Genomic DNA, 18,140 nt, shown 5'->3' on the forward strand with positions numbered 1-18,140 from the left:
AGCTTCAGCCGGCAGGCTGCGCCGGCTGGCCGGTTTCGACCCGCACCGATATGGCGTCATGGCGCCAATATTCGAGATCGCAATCGATGATGCGGCCATGCTGGTCCTGATTGACGCGCGTGATTTTCAGGCCGTAAGCCCCTTCGCTGCAACCAAGATGATGAGCCGGATATCCCCGCAACGCGACGGGATTGATTTCGAAATAGGCCGGACCATAGGTGACGGCATAAGTATCCTGATAAATCGTCGTGAGTGACCGGGTGAGGTCGTGCTGCACGATGTCAGGGAAAATCTCCATCGAAAGATAGTGTTCGACAAAAAGCACCAGCCGGCCGTCGATGCTGCGCTTTCTGCGGATGCGCCAGAACGGCGTTCCCGGCGCACAGCGCATGAGGGGCGCAAGCTCTTCGGGCAGCGCTGCGGCCTCGGCCTCCACCAGCAGGGTTTCGGCGGAGCGCCCCTGCTCCGCGGCCATGCGATGGAAGTGGGAACGGTGCAGCGGGCTGTAAATCAGGCGCGGTCCAGAAACGAACCAGCCACGACGGCTTTCGCGAAAGATCAGGCCGTCGATCTCGAGGTGGAAAAGCGCCTCGCGCAGGGTGATACGCGTGGTGGCGTATTTCGCGATCAATTGTCTCTCGGAGAGAAGCCGGCCATGCTTCACCACCTCGCCTGCGGCAATGGCCAGGCGCAATTGCTGTTCCAGCCCGCCGCGCCGGCCGGCTTCGATATCGCGGTTGCCGCCTGTCGTTTCTCTGGCTGGCATCGCCGCCCTCATTCAATGGAAGTCAAAAAATAACGGGCGCGCCATGTCCGCGCCGAAAGCGTCATTGGCCTGTCATAGCGAACCGATAATGAGCATGCAACTGGTCTAGACCAAGGAGCAAGCCCGTGAAAAATTCCATCCTCTCCCTTTCCCTTCTCACCGTTTTTTCCCTTCCCCTCACCGCCCAGGCGCAGGACGTTCCTGCCCTTGAAGCGGCCGCCCGCAAAGAAGGCGCCATCTACAGCGTCGGCATGCCGGACGGCTGGGCGAACTGGAAGGACACCTGGAACCAGCTGACCGAAAAATACGGCCTGAAACACGCCGATACGGACATGAGCAGCGGCGAGGAAATCGCCAAGTTCGCCAATGAAGGCGCCAATGCGACGGCTGATATCGGCGATGTCGGTCTCGAATTCGGCCCGATCGCTGTCGCCCGCGGCGTCACCCAGCCCTACAAGACCACGACCTGGGACCAGATCCCCGACTGGGCCAAGGACAAGGACGGCCATTGGGTCATCGGTTACACCGGCACCATCGCCTTCCTGATCTCCGCCGATGTCAAGAACCCGCCCGCTTCCTGGGCTGATCTGCTGAAGGGCGACTACAAGGTCTCGCTCGGCAATGTCGGTTCCGGTGCACAGGACAATGCCGCCGTGCTGGCTGCCGCCATCGCCATGGGCGGCGGTGAGGAAAATCTCCAGCCGGGCGTCGACCTCTTCGCCAAGCTTGCGGAAAAAGGCCGCCTGCTGGCCAATGGCGCAAACCCGGCCACGATGGAAAAGGGCGAAATCCAGGTCGCGCCGATGTGGGACTTCAACGCCCTCAACTACCGCGATGTGGTTGGCCGCGAGAAGTTCAAGGTCGTCATCCCCTCTGACGGTTCTGTGACCAGCGGTTACGCCACCATCATCAACAAATTCTCCAAGCAGCCCAATGCCGCCAAGCTGGCGCGCGAATATATCCTCAGCGATGCCGGCCAGATCAACCTGGCCAATGGTTATGCCCGTCCGATCCGTGTCGACCGCATCACCCTGCCGGCCGAGGCGAAGGAACGCCTGCTGCCTTCGGAACAATATGCCAAGGCCCGCCCGATCAATGCCGCCGTCTGGACCCAGGCCGCCGGCAAGCTGGTCAATCTCTGGCGCGCCAGCGTCGCCCCGAAGATGTAATCCGGCAAACGCCCTGAAAACCGAACGGCTGTTCCGCGGGCAACGAGCCCGCGGAACGTGCTAAAAAGTGCTCGGGCAAACCGAACCACAAACAGACGAGACGAAAGCGATGCACAAGACGATCTTCATTCTGCTGGATGGCCTCAGATATGCAACGGCAAGGGATTGCCTCGGATATATGGAAGGGCTGGTAACGGCCGGAAAGGTCGGTATCCACGCCGTACGCAGCGAATTACCGTCGATTTCGCGACCGCTTTACGAAACGCTGATGACCGGACTGCCGCCAGTGGTTCATGGTGTCACCAGCAACGGCGTGGTTCGCCGCTCCCGCTTTCCCAATGTCTTCTCGCTGGCAAGTGCGGCCGGCCGCACCACCGCCGCCTCCGCCTATCACTGGTACTTCGAACTTTATAATCAGGCGCCTTTCTCCCCGGAATTCCGCCATATCGAAAATTTCGATGGCGGCATTCATCACGGCTCGTTTTATTGGGCGGATCATTATCCGGACGACCATGTCTTTGCCGACGCGGATGTTCTGCTGCGCCGGCATGGCCCGGATTTCCTGCTGATCCACCCGATGAATATCGACAATGAAGGCCACAAGCATGGCGGCAGCTCGCGGGAATATCGCAACGCCGCCCGTAACGCCGGCGATCTCCTGGCGCGGTATCTGCCAGCCTGGCACGCTGCTGGTTACAGCATCATCGTCACCAGCGATCACGGCATGAGCGATGACGGCAATCACGGCGGGCCGCATGAGACCGAGGCTCTGGTGCCATTCTATACATTCGGCGAGGCCTTTACGCCGGCTGCGGATGCGAAGCTTGCACAGACGGATATTGCCGGACTGCTCTGCACGCTTCTCGCCATTGCCGATCACGGCCTGCCCGTACCGCAAGGACTGTTATCCGCATGAGCGTGCAGAACCGCAAAATGCGGCTGCTGGCAGCGCCGTTTCTCGGCGTTATCGCCATTCTCGTCCTCTGGCCGCTGGCGAGCGTCATCACTGACAGCTTTTTCGCCGGCGGTGCACTGTCACTTGCCAATTACCGCACCATTCTCACGGATGCCTTTTATCTTCAGTCATTCGCGACCACGACGATCATTTCGCTCATCAGCACGGGAACGGGTCTCGTTTTCGGTTTTCTGGTCGCAGTGGCGCTGCGGACAAGGTCTGGCGGCACCCGCCGCATCGTCATGGCCTTCGCCAATATTGGCGCCAACTTCGCCGGCGTACCGCTCGCCATGGCGCTCATCTTCATCTTCGGGCTGAACGGCATGTTCACGCTTTTGCTGAAGGAATTGGGGCTGATCGACGATTTTAACGTCTATTCCTTTACCGGGCTCATCATCGCCTATTGTTATTTTCAGGTGGCGCTGGCCACGCTGCTGATCACGCCGGCGCTTGCTGCCGTCGGTCAGGATATCGAAGAGGCGGCGGCGCTGATCGGCGTCGGCAAGCTGCGGTTCTGGCTGAGGGTCGGTCTGCCCACCGTCGCACGGCAGTTGCTGGCAATCGCCATTCTGCTCTTTGCCAATGCCATGGGCACTTTCGCGACGACCTTCGCTCTGACCGGAACAAGCATCAATGTCGTCACCATCCGCATCAGCGAACTGGTATCCGGCGATATTTTCTCCGATCCCAATCTCGCCAATGCCATCGCCATATGCCTTCTGGTCGTGCTTCTCGTGCCCATCACCGCAAGCCAGATATTGGCGGGAGAAAAGCGCCGATGACGCAGCAGGGTTTCAAAGGCGCAAGCCTGTTTCTGTGGCTGATGGCGCTCATCATGATATCGCCGCTGCTGGCGACGATGTTGAATGCGGTGGCGACCGACTGGTCCGGAACCCTGCTGCCGGCCGGGCTGACGGCGGATAATTTCGTCACCATCCTGTCGGACCCGCGTTTCCATGCGGCTTTGCTGCGCTCCACGCTGGTTGCCGCAGCCGCCCTGACGATCGCGACCCTCATCATCGTCCCGGCGGTCGTTTCCGCCCATATCTACTGGCCTTCACTTGACCGCTGGTTCGCCCGGCTGGTGATCTTGCCCTATGCCGCACCCGGCATCATTCTGGTGGTCGGTTATCTCAGGATATTTTCCGCCCCGCCGCTGCAGATCGGCGGCTCACCGCTGGTACTGGTGTTGACCTATGTGCCGCTCTGCTTTTCGATGTTTTACATCGCCGTGAAGAACGGCCTGCGCAACCTCGACATCAACGAGATTCTGGATGCCGGCCGGCTGATCGGCGCGAGCGATCTCGCCATTCTGCGACGCGTCGTCCTGCCCAGCATCCTGCCGTCCATCGCGGTTGCCATCGTGCTGAATTTCGCGACGCTGTTCAGCGAATTCGTCTACGCCAAGATGCTGGTCGGCGGCAATTTCGAAACCCTGCAAATGTACATGTTCGCCCAGCGCAGCCTCAGCGGCCGCATCACCAGCGTCATCGTCATTCTTTATTTCCTGCTCATCCTTGCCTTTACCCTGATCGCCTTTCGGATGGTCCGGGAAACGGAGCGTGCATCATGACCCATCTCGCGATCCATAATATCAGCGCCATTTATGGCAACGCTACCGTTCTCGACGCCATCGAGCTTGGCATCGACACGGGTGAAATGCATGTGCTGCTGGGGCCGTCCGGCTGCGGCAAGACGACATTGCTGCGCTCCATCGCCGGCCTCGTTTCGCCTTCGTCCGGATCGATCACGCTGGACGGCCGGCGCATCGATACCCTGCCGCCGAAGGATCGCGGCATCGGCATGGTGTTCCAGCATTATGCGCTTTTTCCAAACATGACAGTGCGGCAGAACCTCGCTTTCGGTCTTGAACAGCGCCGGCTGGCAAAAAAGACCATCGACGACAAGGTCTCCGCCGCGCTCGAAACCGTTTCTCTCAGCGACCGCGCCGACCGGCGGCCGCACCAACTCTCCGGCGGCCAGAAACAGCGCGTGGCGCTCGCCCGTGCGCTGGTGCTCGAACCCAAGCTGCTTCTGCTGGACGAACCGCTTTCCGCACTCGATGCCCAGATTCGCAAGCGCCTGCGTGACGAGTTGAAACGCATTCAGCGTGAAAGTGGCCTCACCAGCATCCTCGTCACCCATGATCAGGACGAGGCCCTGTCGCTGGGCGACCGCATATCAGTGATGAATGCCGGCCGCATCGCCCAGACCGCGTCGCCGCAGGAGCTTTATTATCGGCCGGCCGACCTGTTCGTCGCCGGTTTCATCGGTGACGCCAACATCATCACCGCCGAAGACATGTCACGCATCACCGGCAACCGCTTCGAGCGGACCTGCATCATCCCGCCGCATGCCTTCACGATCGGCAATGCGGCGGACGGAAATGGCGTGGCCTTCACCGCCGAGGTGAAAGACATCAGCATCGTCGGCCCCACCGTCCGTTATCAGCTGGATGCGGCCGGCGTGGCGCTTAAGGTCGAACATGCGAGCGCGCAGGATGCGCTTTACCCGCCGCCCGGCCAGCGCATTACCCTTACCGTCGCCGAACGTCAGCTGCATTACATCTGACCAAAGCGACACCACATGGCGGCGATCCCCCGCCGCCATGCGTCAATCTGGAGACGAGGCCTTGCGCCCATCCTGGGTGGACGCGGATTTGGCCAGTGTCGAGACCTAGAGAAGCTGCCGCCTCAGCAGGGCTTCCAGCCAGTCCGCAAAGACCTGCAATCGCCGCGACAGATGCCGGCGATGCGGATAAAGCAGCGTCATCGGCATCGGTTCGGCTCGATGGGCGGGCATGACCTCGACCAGTTCGCCGTTCTCGATATGCGGCCTGACATCATAAGCCGGTATCTGGATCAAGCCGAGACCGGCCAGACAGCAGGCAATATAGGCCTCGGCATTGTTGACGGTGACGCGGCCACGCATGGAAACCGAATGCAGCGCCTCGCCTTCGAGCCATTCCCAGTTTTCCACGCGCCCGCTGGAGGGCGACGCATAATTGACGGCCCAGTGGCGGGAAAGATCATGGGGAAGCTGCGGCGTACCGTGACGCTCGATATAGGCGGGGCTGGCGACATTGATCAGCTGCAGCTTGCCGATCGGCCTTGCGATGAGACCGGAATCGCTGAGCGGACCAACGCGCAGCACACAATCGATATTGTCCTCCACCAGATCGACAGCCCGGTCCGTTACGCCAAGACTGATGTCGATCTGCGGGTAAAGATCGAGAAACTCCGGCAGGGCGGGTGCGATGACAAGGCGGCCGATCCGGCCCGGCACATCGATCCGCAGCCGCCCCGAGGGTTGCGCCGCGCTCTGCCGGAACAGGTTTTCCGCATCTTCGACATCGGCGATCAGCCGCTGGCACCGGTCGTAAAAAGCCGATCCATCCTCGGTTGGAGAGACCTTGCGCGTGGTGCGGTTGAGCAGGCGGGCGCCGACGCGTGCCTCCAGCTCCTGCACCGCCGCCGAAACCGAGGAGCGCGGAATGCCAAGCGTATCGGCGGCCCGCGTGAAACTCGTGCAGTCTACGACGCGCGCGAAGATACGGAACAGGTCGATGCGATCCAACGGACATCCTTCACTGTGCGGATTTTCTGACAAGTCATATCAGAATGGCGGCCTTTATCGCGCAATTCTAGACGATATCCTTGTGACATGAAAGCGCGGCAGTCATCGCTGCGCACCGGCAAAGGAGGCCAACCCCATGACCGATCATTCCATCAAAGGTAAAACAGTCATCATCGCCGGCGGCGCGAAAAACCTCGGCGGGCTGATCGCACGCGATTTTGCCAGCCAGGGCGCAGGCGCAATCGCCATCCACTATAACAGCCCCGCCACAAAGGCTGATGCCGAGGCAACCGTGGCGGCCGTGAAGGCAGCCGGCGCGGAGGCCGTTGCCCTTCAGGCCGATCTGACCACAGCTGGCGCGGTCGAAAAACTGTTTGCCGATGCCGTCGCCGCCATCGGCCGGCCGGATATCGCCATCAACACGGTCGGCAAGGTGCTGAAGAAACCGATCCTCGAAACATCGGAAGCCGAATATGACGAGATGACCGCCGTCAACGCCAAGTCCGCCTTCTTTTTCCTCCAGCAGGCCGGCCGCCACGTCAATGACAATGGCAAGATCTGCACCCTCGTTACCTCCCTGCTTGGAGCATTCACGCCGTTTTACGCCAGCTATGCCGGTACCAAGGCGCCGGTGGAACACTTCACCCGCACCGCCGCCAAGGAATTCGGCGAACGTGGCATCTCGGTGACGGCGATCGGTCCCGGACCGATGGACACGCCGTTTTTCTACGGTCAGGAGACGCCGGAAGCACAGGCCTATCACAGGAGCGCAGCGGCACTCTCCGGCTTCTCGAAGACCGGCCTTACCGATATCGAGGACATCGTTCCCTATATCCGCTTCCTCGTTACCGACGGCTGGTGGATGACGGGGCAGACCATTCTGGTCAATGGCGGTTACACCACCAAATAACCCCGGTCGATCTTCTTTGATGTTGTGGTGGCGAAGCGCGCAGGCGTTTTCGCCACCTTTCTTTTGGCGGGTATGATCAATTTCGACGGCTGAGGAACCATAAAAAGACGCCTGTCATATGGCCTGCATGAATATACCGATATAAAACTCCCCCATCCTGTTGACGGAGCCATTAGGGGGAAGCGGATGAATTCAGGGCGTCGCGGTGTTCTCGCTTTTTTGGGCAGCCTTGTTCTGGGCGCGCCATCCCTCGGCAAAGCAGCAAGCAAATCATCGGCCTTTGCCGAATCCCGGTCCGAATATAAGCCCCGGCATGTTCTGTGTTTCCTCGGAACAGAAAAAGGTCTGGCAGCGCTCCAACAAAGCGCCCGCACCGCAGTCGACACATTTGCTGGCGATTTCAGTATCGATGAGGAATATTCGCAGGATGAACCGGACGACCGGATGGAGCGATCCTTCAATGTCTGCTGGGATCGTGTTGACCCGGACACCTATCAGGAGGCCGACGAAGAGGCGGTCGCTGGACACGGCTCGGTTCTTTATGTGCTTGGCCCGTCGATGGACGCGGAAAATGCGGTCACGACATCGGCCAAGGCCCTGCAGTTCGTGCAACATATGCTTGACCACGGCGCCATCGCCGTCAAAGGCGAAAGCGCAGGCGTTGCGCATGGAGCACGGCGCTGGAAAGAGCTTTTCGAGCAGTCGCGCAGCGACGCCGCCGCCGGTGATCTGCTGGCGCTCGCGAGAACCTGCCGTCTCGCTTTTGCACGCCGACCGATCGGCGACGATGCCAACGGCATGGCAAGCGTCGGATTTCATCTGGTCGGGCTGCCTGATATCGAGGTGGGCTTTATCCGGAAAGACGAAAACCTGCCGTCAACCAATCCGGAGCAATTGAAGATCGCCGCGCTGATGGACGATATTGCCGATCAGATGGCGCGCGATGGTGTGGAAACGACAGTAACGGCTCATAATGCCACCCTGTCCAATGACATGCGGTATGAGGACGATAGTTACAAATTTAATCCGTTCGGCGTCGTGAGCATTCAAGACTACAAACTCTGACATGGAGGCGAGCCGCCGCTACCGATGCTATCGCCCTGATGCCCGGGTGCGAGCGCCTAAGGGGCAAGATCACTCTCTCCCGCCACAAGCTGCATTGGCCAGATGCAATGGCGGGCCTGATCGGGATAGAAAGGCGCAAAGGCCGGCATGGTCGATAAAAGCGTCTGGGCGACTGTTACGCCAAGATCATGCAGCGACATGCGAAAACTGGTCAAGCGCGGCTCCAGAAACTGGCCGCGCGGGCCGTCGCGAAAACCGATGACGGCGAGATCGCGCCCCGGTTTGAGGCCGACTTCGGCAAGCCGCCGATAAAGACCAACCGCCATCAACTCATAGATCAGCACGATGGCTGTCGGCCGCGGTCGCATCTGCAGCCACTCACTGGCGGCATGATATCCGCCCTGCTCGCTCGATTTTGTCCGGATAACCAGAGACGGATCGTATGTTATGCCGTTTTCCTCGAGGGCGCGTTTATAGGCCTCCAGAAAGACATAACCGAGATTGATGTCGTTATCGGCTGCCGCCACAGCAATGGTACGATGACCTGCGGCCACCAACCGGTTGACGGCGCTTTTCGCCACGCCTTCGAAATCGAGATCGATCCAGGCATGGTCCGTGCTGGACGAGGTGCGGCCGAGCGCCACAAAAGGCAGACGGGTCTGTTTCAGGAAATCAACACGCTTGTCGATCCGACGGGTCGAGGAAATGATCATCGCGTCAACCATGCGGCGCGCCACCATGCGCTTCAGATATTCGTCCGGATCTTCCTCGCCCGGACAGGGAAGAACGATCAGATCGAGATTGTGGCCGGAAAACACGCTTTGCAGGCCATCCGTCACGCCCATGAAGAAGTTGTCGGAATTCTCCACCGTCTGCGCGTCGCTGCCGGTCATCAGGCCGATGACATTGGTGGTGCCTTGCCGCAGGCTGCGACCCGATTGATTGGCGACATAACCAAGCTTTTCCGCCGCTTCCAGAACGCGACGGCGCGTTTCCTCGTTCACATCGGGCTTGCCGTTCAGGGCACGGGAAACGGTGCCTATCGATATCTCCAGATAATCGGCAAGCTGACGGATTCCTTTCATGCATTCCCCTCCCAAACCGGATGCGCAATCAACGCGCCCCTTTACGGTCTTGACATATCTAACATCATCGTCATAGTCTCGTAAACGTTTACGACGCTTTGCGCAAAGAGGAGTTTGCGAAAGAGTCCGGGGAGATGAGATGACATTCAACGCCGTTTTATGCGGGTGCGGAGCCATGGCCAAAGGCTGGCTGCGCGCCATTCAATCCACGCCGGAAATCGCCGGCGCGATCAGGATCGCCGGGCTGGTTGATCTGAACGAGGGCACGGCCCGCGCACTTGCCGAAGAATTCGGGCTGGTGGACGCGGTCATCGGCACCGATCTCCGTGAGGTGCTGGCGCAAACAAAAGCAGACATATTATTTGACGTCGTCATTCCGCAGGCGCGCTTTGCCGTGGTCGCGGCAGGCCTCGAGGCCGGGTGCCATGTGCTCAGCGAAAAGCCGCTTGCAGCATCGATGGAAGAGGCGGGGAGCTTGGTGGAACTGGCCAAAAACGCCGGAAAAGTCCACGCGGTGGTGCAAAATCGGCGGTTCGTGGCGGGTATTCGGCGGCTACGACGCGCCGTGGAAGACGGCATCATTGGTGATCTGACGGCCATTCATTGTGATTTTTTCCTTGGCCCCCATTTCGGCGGCTTCCGTGAAGAGATGAAGAACGTCCTGCTTCTCGACATGGCGATCCATACCTTTGACGCAGCCCGTTTTGTCGCCAATGAAAAGCCCCTCTCCGTCTTTTGCGTGGAAAAAAACCCGGCCGGTTCCTGGTATGCCCACGGGGCAAGCGCCAATGCCATTTTTGAGTTCTCCAACGATGTGGTCTTCACCTATCGTGGCTCCTGGTGCGCCGAAGGTGAAAGAACCAGCTGGGAAGCCCGCTGGCGGCTGATCGGCTCGAAGGGAATGATCCTCTGGGATGGTGAAGACGGTTTCTCGGCTTCTGTGGCGGGCGATGAACAGGGCCTCTTGCGAGGCTTCACGACCGTAAACGTTTCTGATGCCGTTTCTGAACGGGATACACGCGGCCACGCCAGCGTCATTCTGTCATTCCTGGAGTCCATCCGCACCGGCCGGATGCCGGAGACAGCCTCTTTCGACAACATCAACAGCCTTGCCATGGTGATCGGCGCGATTGAAAGCGCCCGCCTTGGTCAGCGTGTTTCCATTGCAGCATAAGGACTGAAAGACGTGAGCAATCCGGCAAAATCCATCCGTATCGGCACCATGGTCAGCGCCACCAAGGGACAGGCGGCTGAGCGCATCGGCCAGATAGCCGATCTCGGCTTTGAAAGCTTCGAGCCGTTCTTCTGGCAGACGACCAACGGTCAGGACATCGCTGAACTCGGCAAGCGCTGCCGCGAGGCGATCGGCGAACGCGACATCACCATCAGCACGCTCGGCATGTTCGGCAATCCGCTGGAAGAAACCGAGATCGACCTGCAGACATTGCAGGGCTGGAAAGACTGCATCGACAATGCCCATCATTTCGGCGCCACCTGCGTTGCGGGTTTCACCGGCCGGTTGCGCGGCAGGCCGCTGCCGGAAAGCCTGCCACGATACAGGCAAATCTGGAGCGAACTTGCAAAACGCGCCGCCGACAAGGGCGTGAAGATCGCCTTCGAAAACTGCGCCATGGACGGCAACTGGCAGACAGGCGACTGGAACATCGCCCATAACCCGGACGCCTGGGAAATGATGTTCAACGAAACGCCGGATGACAATATCGGCATCGAATGGGAACCCTGCCACCAGATGGTTTACCTCATCGATCCGCTGCCGCAGATCCGCAAATGGGCGGACAAGATCTTCCACGTGCATGGCAAGGACGCGACCATTCGCTGGGACGTCATCCGCGAGCACGGCATTTTCGGCAAGGAGAAGTTCGTCTTCATGCGCACGCCGGGCTTTGGCGACAGTAACTGGACCGACATTATTTCCGAACTGCGCCTTGCCGGCTGGTCCGGCTCAATCGACATCGAAGGCTGGCATGACCCCGTCTATCGCGACGCGCTGGAAATGACGGGCCAGGTGCATGGTCTGAACTATCTGAAAAAATGCCGCGGCGGCGATTTCGTCGTCGACCCGACATAACGGAAACCTTTGGGGAGAAGATTTCCGAAAACTGCAGCGACGATAACCAAAAGGAGGAGATTATGGGTATCGCGAAATGCATGATGGCCGGCGCATTTGTGCTGGCGGGCGTATCCGCCGGCGCGATTTCCGCCCACGCGGAGGACGTAACATTAACCCTGTGGTCGCTGGATCGTGATATCCAGCCGGCACCGAACCTCATAAACGAGTTCAACAAGCTCAATAACGGCATCAAGATCGAATATCGGCAATTGCAGTTCGATGATGTGGTGAGCGAAGCGATGCGCGCCTATTCGACCGGCAATGCACCCGACATCATCGCCATCGACAACCCCAACCACGCCATGTTCGCCGCCCGCGGCGCCTTTCTTGACGTGACCGACATGATCGCCAAGTCGGATGTCATCAAGACGGAAAACTATTTTCCCGGGCCGCTGAAATCGGTGATGTGGGACGGCAAATATTTCGGCGTGCCGAAGGCGACGAATACGATTGCGCTTTATTACAACAAAGACCTGTTCAAGGCCGCCGGGCTCGATGCGGCAAAACCGCCGCAGACCTGGGACGAGCTGGTGGAAGCGGCCCGCAAGCTGACCAACCCTTCAAAGAACGTCTATGGCATCAGCTTCAGCGCCAAGGCCAATGAGGAAGGCACCTTCCAGTTCCTGCCCTGGGCGCAGATGGCAGGCGCAACCTACAAGAACATCAATACCGAGGGTGCCGTCAAAGCGCTCGAAACGTGGAAACTGATGCTGGATGAAAAGCTGGCGTCACCGGACACGCTGACGCGCAGCCAGTGGGATTCCACCGCCACCTTCAACGCTGGCAATGCCGCCATGGTCATTTCCGGCCCATGGGAAATCGACCGCATGCTGAAGGACGCCAAGTTCGACTGGGGTGTTGCCCTGCTGCCGGTGCCTACACCCGACGCCCCCCGGTCTTCGGCCATGGGCGATTATAACTGGGCGATCTTCTCCAAGACCAAACATCCGGAAGAGGCTTTCAAGGCCATCGAATTCTTCGCGTCTCAAGACAAGGACATGTTCAAGAACTTCGGTCAATTGCCGGCGCGCTCGGATGTTCCCGTACCGCCAACCGGCAATGCGCTGAAGGATGAGGCGCTGAAGACCTTTGTCGAGCAGCTAAAATATGCGCAGCCACGCGGCCCCTCGCCCGAATGGCCGAAGATTTCCAAGGCCATTCAGGACGCTATCCAAGGCGCCCTGTCGGGACAGATGACGCCGAAAGCCGCGCTCGATCAGGCCGCTGAAAAGATAAAGCTGGTCGAAGGCTGATTGGATGGACGGGCGAGCGGAATGTCCGACGCCCATCCGCAGGGTTCCTCCCGGTGGGGTCGCCTGTCGCAAAATGCGGCGGCGGCCCCAAGCGGAGCTTGCGAGGATGTTTCATGAAAAAACTGTTTTCCAGCGTCAGTGACGGTCGCGGTTTCGACATCGTCCTTGTCGCCCTGCCCTTGGGCTTCCTGTTCGTCATGGCGGGTCTGCCGCTCATCTACAACATTGTTATGAGCTTTCAAGAAGTCGACATGTTCAGCCTGGGCACCTTCGTGCGCCCGTTTGTCGGTTTCAAGAATTACGTAGATCTGTTCCGGCAGCCGGAAACCCTACCGATCCTGATGAACACCGTCACCTTCGTGGTCGCCTCGATTGCCGGGCAATTCGCCATCGGTTTCGGTCTGGCGCTGTTCTTCTGGGTGAATTTTCCCGGCGCCACCTGGCTGCGCGGCCTGTTCCTCGTGTCCTGGGTCATGCCCGGCCTCGTCGTCGGCGCCATCTGGAACTGGATACTGTCCGGCGATTTCGGTGTGCTGAATTTCTTCCTGCGGGAAAGCGGCCTGATTTCAGGCAATATCTTCTGGCGTTCGGATGCCAGCTTTTCACTCTGGGCCGTCGTCATCGCCAATGTCTGGCTCGGCACCTCCTTCAACATGATCCTGCTTTCCGTCGGTCTTGCCTCAATCCCCGGCGATCTTTACGAGGCGGCGGAGCTGGACGGGGCGAACGCCTGGCAACGCTTCTACACCATCACCCTGCCGATGATGCGCTCCACCATCGGCGCGATCGTCTCGCTCGGGCTGATCTTTACCCTGCAGCAATTCGATCTTTTTGCCGCCATTACCGATGGCGGGCCGAACAACAGCTCCAACGTGGCGCAATATTGGGCCTGGGACCTGTCGTTCCGGCAATATGATTTCGGCAAGGGCGCAACGATCTCCGTCATCATGATCGTCTTCGTCATGCTGGCTTCCATCGTTTATGTGCGTTCCACACGGCATGAGGTGCGCGGATGAGCACCACCAACCGCAATCGCCTGATGCTGGCAATCGCCATCGTGCTCGCCATCATCTACCTCTTCCCGCTTTACTGGATGTATCTGACCTCGCTCAAAAGCGGCTCGGAAATGTTCGCCAACCCGCCCGGCTTCTGGCCGACAGACCCGCAATGGCAAACCTATGCCTATGTCTGGCAAAGCCGCAACATGGGCCGATATCTGTGGAATTCGGTGCTGATCGCCTCCGGCGCTGTGCTGTTGATCACCATTCTCGGTGTCGGTTGCGCCTATGTGCTGGCGCGGTATCGCAATGTCTGGGTGGATACCGGTCTGTTCCTCATCCTCATGCTGCAGGTTCTGCCGGCATCGCTGATGATCACACCGATCTTCGTCGGCTTCTCGCAATTCGGGCTTCTGGATTATCCGCGTCTGTCGGTCATCCTCGCTATTGCCGCAAAAAGCATGCCCTTCTTCGTGGTCCTTGTGCGCGCCACCTTCATGGCCGTGCCGCAGGAGCTGGAAGAGGCGGCGCTGGTGGACGGCAATTCCCGCGTCGGCGCATTTTTCAACATCGTGCTGCCGCTTGCCAGAAACGGCATTCTCGTCAGCGCCATCCTCATCTTCATGCAGGCATTCGGCGAATTCGTCTATTCGAAATCGATGATACAGGCGGCCGAATTGCAGCCCGCCAGCGTCGGCCTCAATTCCTTCATGGGCCCTAATACCAGCGAATGGAACAACATCATGGCCTATGCGACCATGTATGTGACGCCCATTCTCGCCCTCTTCATTCTCTTGCAGCGCCGCATCGTTTCCGGCCTGACCTCAGGAGCACTCAAATGACCCTTCAGATCGAACTTTCTGGCGTCAACAAATATTACGGCGCCTTTCATGCCCTGAAAAATATCGACCTTTCCATCAAGAAAGGCACTTTTGTCGCACTTGTCGGCCCTTCCGGCTGCGGCAAATCCACCCTTTTGCGTTCGCTCGCCGGGCTGGAAACCATATCGGCCGGCGACATGCGCATTGCCGGCACGCTCATGAATGGCGTGCCGCCCCGCAAGCGCGATGTGGCGATGGTGTTCCAGTCCTATGCGCTCTACCCGCATATGACGGTGGAGGAAAACCTCACCTATTCCCTGCGCATGCGCGGCGTCGCCAAGGCCGAGGCCCGCAAGGCGGCAGAAGAAGTCGCCGCCACCACGGGTCTTTCAAAGCTGATGAAGCGTTATCCGCGTGAACTTTCCGGCGGCCAGCGCCAGCGCGTGGCCATGAGCCGGGCGATCATCCGCAATCCGCAGGCCTTCCTGTTCGATGAGCCACTTTCCAATCTCGATGCGGCACTGCGCGTCCACATGCGCAAGGAAATTCGCGCGCTGCACGACCGCCTGCACGCAACCTCGGTCTATGTTACCCATGACCAGATCGAGGCGATGACCATGGCCGATCATGTCGTCGTCATGCGTGATGGTATCATCGAACAGCAGGGCACGCCGCTGGAACTATACGACCGCCCGGTCAATCGTTTCGTAGCGGGTTTCATCGGTTCACCGGCGATGAATTTCATTCCGGCTACCGTCAGCCCGGATGGCATTTCGCTTCTGTTGCGGTTCGGCGAAGGCGAGCCGCCGCAGCCGATCAGCAATCCGGCCGCCCTGCCGCCGGGCCAGCAAGTGATCGTCGGCATCAGGCCGGAACACATAAGGCCCGTAGCGGCAAATGGCGCGGCATTGACGCTGCCCGTTTCGGCCGTGGAAACCACCGGCTCAGCCACATTCCTCACAACGGGCACATCCACGGAACTGATCATTGCGGTGCAGGGGCGCAGCGAGGTCAAGGCCGGCGAGGTCATAGGCCTCGATATCAACCCGTCCGATATGCATCTCTTCGATGAAGAAACGGGCGTCGGCCTCGCAAGCCGATAAGCCGAAGACAAGCAAGACACCGGACCCTCGGCAAACCAAAACGGTTTCCAACGGTCCGGGTCGGTTTCACGGCCAGAGAAGAGACCTGTCCCATGTCGCGCTGTCTCCGGAGAGAACATATCGCAGCCGCTTGTGATTGCGGTCGGATGCCCCCTGCCAGAACTCCGCGACAACAGGCGCAACGGCATAGACACGCCATCCCGGGGAAACATAATCCGGATTGGCCGCGATGAGGGCCTGCGCCTCGGCCATGCGGCTTTCAAGGCCCTCGCCCGCTTCCAGAATTTCGCTTTGCCGCGAGGCGATGGCGCTGGCCCGCGAACTGACGGGCCGGTCGAGAAAATCTTCCGCACATTCACTGTCAGAAAGCATGATTGCGGGGCCACGCAGGCGGACCTGCCGTCCGAGCGCCGACCAGTAGAAGGTCAAAGCGACATGCGATCTGTTTTCGATCTGCCGCCCCTTGGGGCTCTCGGCCTTTACGGCAAAATGCCAGCCGCGCTTATCGAGGTTTTTCAGGATCAGCATGCGGGCATCGGGCCAGCCATTCTCGTCCACCGTGGACAAGGTCATGGCGTGCGGCTCGCGGATGCCGGCATTGAGGGCATCGTGCAGCCACAGGGCGAAAGCGTCCTGCGGCGTATCGGGCAGCGCAAGCGGATCACACTCCGGAAGCGGCGCTTTCAGCGACGGGATTTGGCGCAGCCTGTCTTTCATCGACAGGGCGATGGCCTCGGAACATGTCATGGTCTGTTCTCCTCTAAAATAATGGCGGGAATGGCGAAAAGCTCAGTGACCGAAAGTCCGGGCCCCAGGCCTTCAGGTCGCAGCAAGATGGTCGAAAGACCGGCGGCTCGGCCGCCGGCAATGTCGGCATGGGGATTATCGCCAATCATCCAGCAAGCACGATGCGGTGCCAGAACCTCGGCCACATGACGAAAAAGCGCGGCCGAGGGCTTCTCAAGGCCGATCTGCCCGGAGGAAAAGACATGATCCATGTAACCGGAGAGCCCGATGCTTTTTACCAGTGAAGGTAGTTCCGGCGCAAAATTGGACAGGATCACATGACGCCAGCCGGCGGCGAATAATTGCGCCAGCACCGGCATCGCCTGCGGATCAACTTCCCAGCCGATGGGATCGAGATAGATCTCACGCGAGCGTTCTGCGACCTCCGCCGCCACGCCTCGGTCCATGCCCAGTGCCACGAGCGCCGCTTCGGCTGCGGTGAAAATGGCGCGCCACCACCCTTCCGCATCCTCCACGAAGGCATGTGCGAGTTTCGCCCGATGCCAGGGAAACGCCCCGGACAAAAACGGACGGATATTGTCGGCCATGCCGAGGAAGGCGGGATCGGCCAATCCCGCTGCGGCCTCCAGCGCGCCGGTATAACGTCCCCTCCGAACGGCAAGGGTGCCCTCAAAATCCCAAACAATGTAGCGATAACGCGAAATACTGGTATTCATGCGGACAACCGGGATGAATGAGTTATAGATGGAATAAACCTCGTTTTAGAGGTATATACCTTTAAACTCATTCATGTGACATCTGCAAGACAATCGGACGCCGCGCATGGACAACGGAACATCAGAAACACAGTCGCTCTGGCGGCAGGTCGCCGCCGCATTGCGCGGGCGGATCGAACAGGGGCAGTTGAAGCCGGGCGAAAAAATTCCCTCCAGCCAGGACATCGCCCGGGAATTCAACGTCAACCGGATGACCGCGCGCAGGGCGCTGGCATCACTGGAAGAACAAGGCCTGCTGCGCATTCTGCACGGCAGCGGCACTTTTGTCAGCGAAGCGCCGATCCCTTACGTCGTTGGCCGCCGCGTGCATTTCGACCGCAATCTTGAAGCCGTGAATGCGCGCCCGGAACGCAAACTGCTGCGCTGGTGGCTTGAACCGGCGACGGAAGACGTTGCGACAGCTCTTGGTCTCGGCGCAAAAGCGCCGCTGATTGCCCTGGAAATCAGCGCTTACGCCAACGGCCACCCCATCGGCATCGGCACGCGCTTTTGTTGCGCGACACGGTTTTCCGGCTTTCCGGAAATTTTCGAGGAACTTGGATCGATCAGCGAAACGCTGAAACGGTTCGGCGTGGATGATTATCACCGTGCAAAAACAATCGTCGTCGCAAGACTGCCCGCTCCTCACGAACATCATTTCCTCAAATCATCCAAATCCCTGCCGGTCCTCGCCTATACCGCGATAGACCAGACGACGGACGGCAACCCGATATCCTGCTTCATCGGCTGCTTCTCGTCACAAGCGATCGAATTGCATATCACCGACTGAATATCGGGGAAACGCG

General features: G+C 59.5%; 19 protein-coding genes. 14 read left to right on the forward strand and 5 right to left on the reverse strand.

Features of this window, described 5'->3' with window-relative positions; translation table 11 throughout:
• Positions 1-4 precede the first annotated feature (4 nt).
• Entirely contained in the window at positions 5-766 is a 762-nt protein-coding gene (locus EXN68_RS22330) for a UTRA domain-containing protein (protein WP_142842918.1), read from the reverse strand.
• A 125-nt stretch (positions 767-891) separates the two neighbouring features.
• Between EXN68_RS22330 and EXN68_RS22335 the strand changes: the two genes are divergently transcribed.
• The 5 genes from EXN68_RS22335 to EXN68_RS22355 all read left to right on the forward strand — a co-directional run bounded on the left by EXN68_RS22335 (position 892) and on the right by EXN68_RS22355 (position 5,461).
• Complete coding sequence (locus tag EXN68_RS22335) at positions 892-1,935, forward strand: ABC transporter substrate-binding protein (RefSeq protein ID WP_046800982.1); 1,044 nt, start codon at positions 892-894, stop codon at positions 1,933-1,935.
• Positions 1,936-2,044: 109 nt separating this feature from the next.
• The gene (locus EXN68_RS22340) at positions 2,045-2,851 is read left to right on the forward strand and encodes an alkaline phosphatase family protein (RefSeq protein WP_142842919.1); all 807 of its coding nucleotides are present in this window, start codon (positions 2,045-2,047) and stop codon (positions 2,849-2,851) included.
• A complete protein-coding gene (locus EXN68_RS22345; protein WP_142842920.1) occupies positions 2,848-3,672 on the forward strand; it encodes an ABC transporter permease in 825 nt (274 codons plus the stop codon). The genes EXN68_RS22340 and EXN68_RS22345 overlap by 4 nt, the downstream gene beginning before the upstream one ends.
• Positions 3,669-4,463, forward strand: a complete 795-nt coding sequence (locus tag EXN68_RS22350; RefSeq protein ID WP_142842921.1) for an ABC transporter permease — start codon at positions 3,669-3,671, stop codon at positions 4,461-4,463. Before EXN68_RS22345 ends, EXN68_RS22350 begins: the two co-directional genes overlap by 4 nt.
• Positions 4,460-5,461 (forward strand): ABC transporter ATP-binding protein, encoded by a 1,002-nt coding sequence (locus EXN68_RS22355; RefSeq protein WP_142842922.1) that lies wholly within the window; start codon positions 4,460-4,462, stop codon positions 5,459-5,461. Before EXN68_RS22350 ends, EXN68_RS22355 begins: the two co-directional genes overlap by 4 nt.
• Positions 5,462-5,566: 105 nt before the next feature.
• Here the strand turns inward: EXN68_RS22355 and EXN68_RS22360 are convergent, their stop codons facing one another.
• Positions 5,567-6,466 carry a LysR family transcriptional regulator gene (locus EXN68_RS22360; protein ID WP_142842923.1) on the reverse strand — a complete coding sequence of 300 codons (900 nt, stop codon included), beginning with the start codon at positions 6,464-6,466 and terminating at the stop codon, positions 5,567-5,569.
• A 136-nt stretch (positions 6,467-6,602) separates the two neighbouring features.
• Between EXN68_RS22360 and EXN68_RS22365 the strand changes: the two genes are divergently transcribed.
• Positions 6,603-7,376, forward strand: a complete 774-nt coding sequence (locus tag EXN68_RS22365) for an SDR family oxidoreductase (RefSeq protein WP_142842924.1) — start codon at positions 6,603-6,605, stop codon at positions 7,374-7,376.
• Between the two features lie 186 nt (positions 7,377-7,562).
• Positions 7,563-8,441, forward strand: a complete 879-nt coding sequence (locus tag EXN68_RS22370) for a hypothetical protein (RefSeq protein ID WP_142842925.1) — start codon at positions 7,563-7,565, stop codon at positions 8,439-8,441.
• A 56-nt stretch (positions 8,442-8,497) separates the two neighbouring features.
• Here EXN68_RS22370 and EXN68_RS22375 read toward each other — a convergent pair whose 3' ends face one another.
• Positions 8,498-9,526, reverse strand: a complete 1,029-nt coding sequence (locus tag EXN68_RS22375; RefSeq protein WP_110758735.1) for a LacI family DNA-binding transcriptional regulator — start codon at positions 9,524-9,526, stop codon at positions 8,498-8,500.
• 139 nt (positions 9,527-9,665) lie between these two features.
• Between EXN68_RS22375 and EXN68_RS22380 the strand changes: the two genes are divergently transcribed.
• The 6 genes from EXN68_RS22380 (at position 9,666) to EXN68_RS22405 (ending at position 15,832) form a co-directional block, all read left to right on the forward strand.
• Positions 9,666-10,700, forward strand: coding sequence for a Gfo/Idh/MocA family protein (locus tag EXN68_RS22380; protein WP_142842926.1), 1,035 nt, complete (start codon positions 9,666-9,668; stop codon positions 10,698-10,700).
• A 12-nt stretch (positions 10,701-10,712) separates the two neighbouring features.
• Positions 10,713-11,615 (forward strand): sugar phosphate isomerase/epimerase family protein, encoded by a 903-nt coding sequence (locus EXN68_RS22385; protein ID WP_142842927.1) that lies wholly within the window; start codon positions 10,713-10,715, stop codon positions 11,613-11,615.
• A gap of 62 nt (positions 11,616-11,677) precedes the next feature.
• Positions 11,678-12,910, forward strand: a complete 1,233-nt coding sequence (locus tag EXN68_RS22390; protein WP_142842928.1) for an ABC transporter substrate-binding protein — start codon at positions 11,678-11,680, stop codon at positions 12,908-12,910.
• A gap of 113 nt (positions 12,911-13,023) precedes the next feature.
• On the forward strand, positions 13,024-13,926 hold the full coding sequence (locus EXN68_RS22395; RefSeq protein ID WP_142842929.1) for a carbohydrate ABC transporter permease: 903 nt from the start codon (positions 13,024-13,026) through the stop codon (positions 13,924-13,926).
• Positions 13,923-14,750, forward strand: a complete 828-nt coding sequence (locus EXN68_RS22400) for a carbohydrate ABC transporter permease (protein WP_142842930.1) — start codon at positions 13,923-13,925, stop codon at positions 14,748-14,750. Before EXN68_RS22395 ends, EXN68_RS22400 begins: the two co-directional genes overlap by 4 nt.
• On the forward strand, positions 14,747-15,832 hold the full coding sequence (locus tag EXN68_RS22405; RefSeq protein WP_142842931.1) for an ABC transporter ATP-binding protein: 1,086 nt from the start codon (positions 14,747-14,749) through the stop codon (positions 15,830-15,832). Before EXN68_RS22400 ends, EXN68_RS22405 begins: the two co-directional genes overlap by 4 nt.
• Before the next feature lie 66 nt (positions 15,833-15,898).
• Here EXN68_RS22405 and EXN68_RS22410 read toward each other — a convergent pair whose 3' ends face one another.
• Both EXN68_RS22410 and EXN68_RS22415 read right to left on the reverse strand, forming a co-directional pair.
• The gene (locus EXN68_RS22410; RefSeq protein ID WP_237681445.1) at positions 15,899-16,579 is read right to left on the reverse strand and encodes a pyridoxine/pyridoxamine 5'-phosphate oxidase; all 681 of its coding nucleotides are present in this window, start codon (positions 16,577-16,579) and stop codon (positions 15,899-15,901) included.
• Positions 16,576-17,295 carry an HAD family hydrolase gene (locus EXN68_RS22415; protein WP_142842932.1) on the reverse strand — a complete coding sequence of 240 codons (720 nt, stop codon included), beginning with the start codon at positions 17,293-17,295 and terminating at the stop codon, positions 16,576-16,578. Before EXN68_RS22415 ends, EXN68_RS22410 begins: the two co-directional genes overlap by 4 nt.
• 106 nt (positions 17,296-17,401) lie before the next feature.
• Here EXN68_RS22415 and phnF point away from each other — a divergent pair, with 106 nt between their 5' ends.
• A complete protein-coding gene (phnF, locus tag EXN68_RS22420) occupies positions 17,402-18,124 on the forward strand; it encodes a phosphonate metabolism transcriptional regulator PhnF (protein WP_142842933.1) in 723 nt (240 codons plus the stop codon).
• The last annotated feature ends 16 nt before the right edge of the window (positions 18,125-18,140 follow it).

This window comes from Martinezella rhizogenes (assembly GCF_007002745.1).
In the GTDB taxonomy this organism is placed as follows: Bacteria; Pseudomonadota; Alphaproteobacteria; order Rhizobiales; family Rhizobiaceae; genus Agrobacterium; species Agrobacterium cucumeris.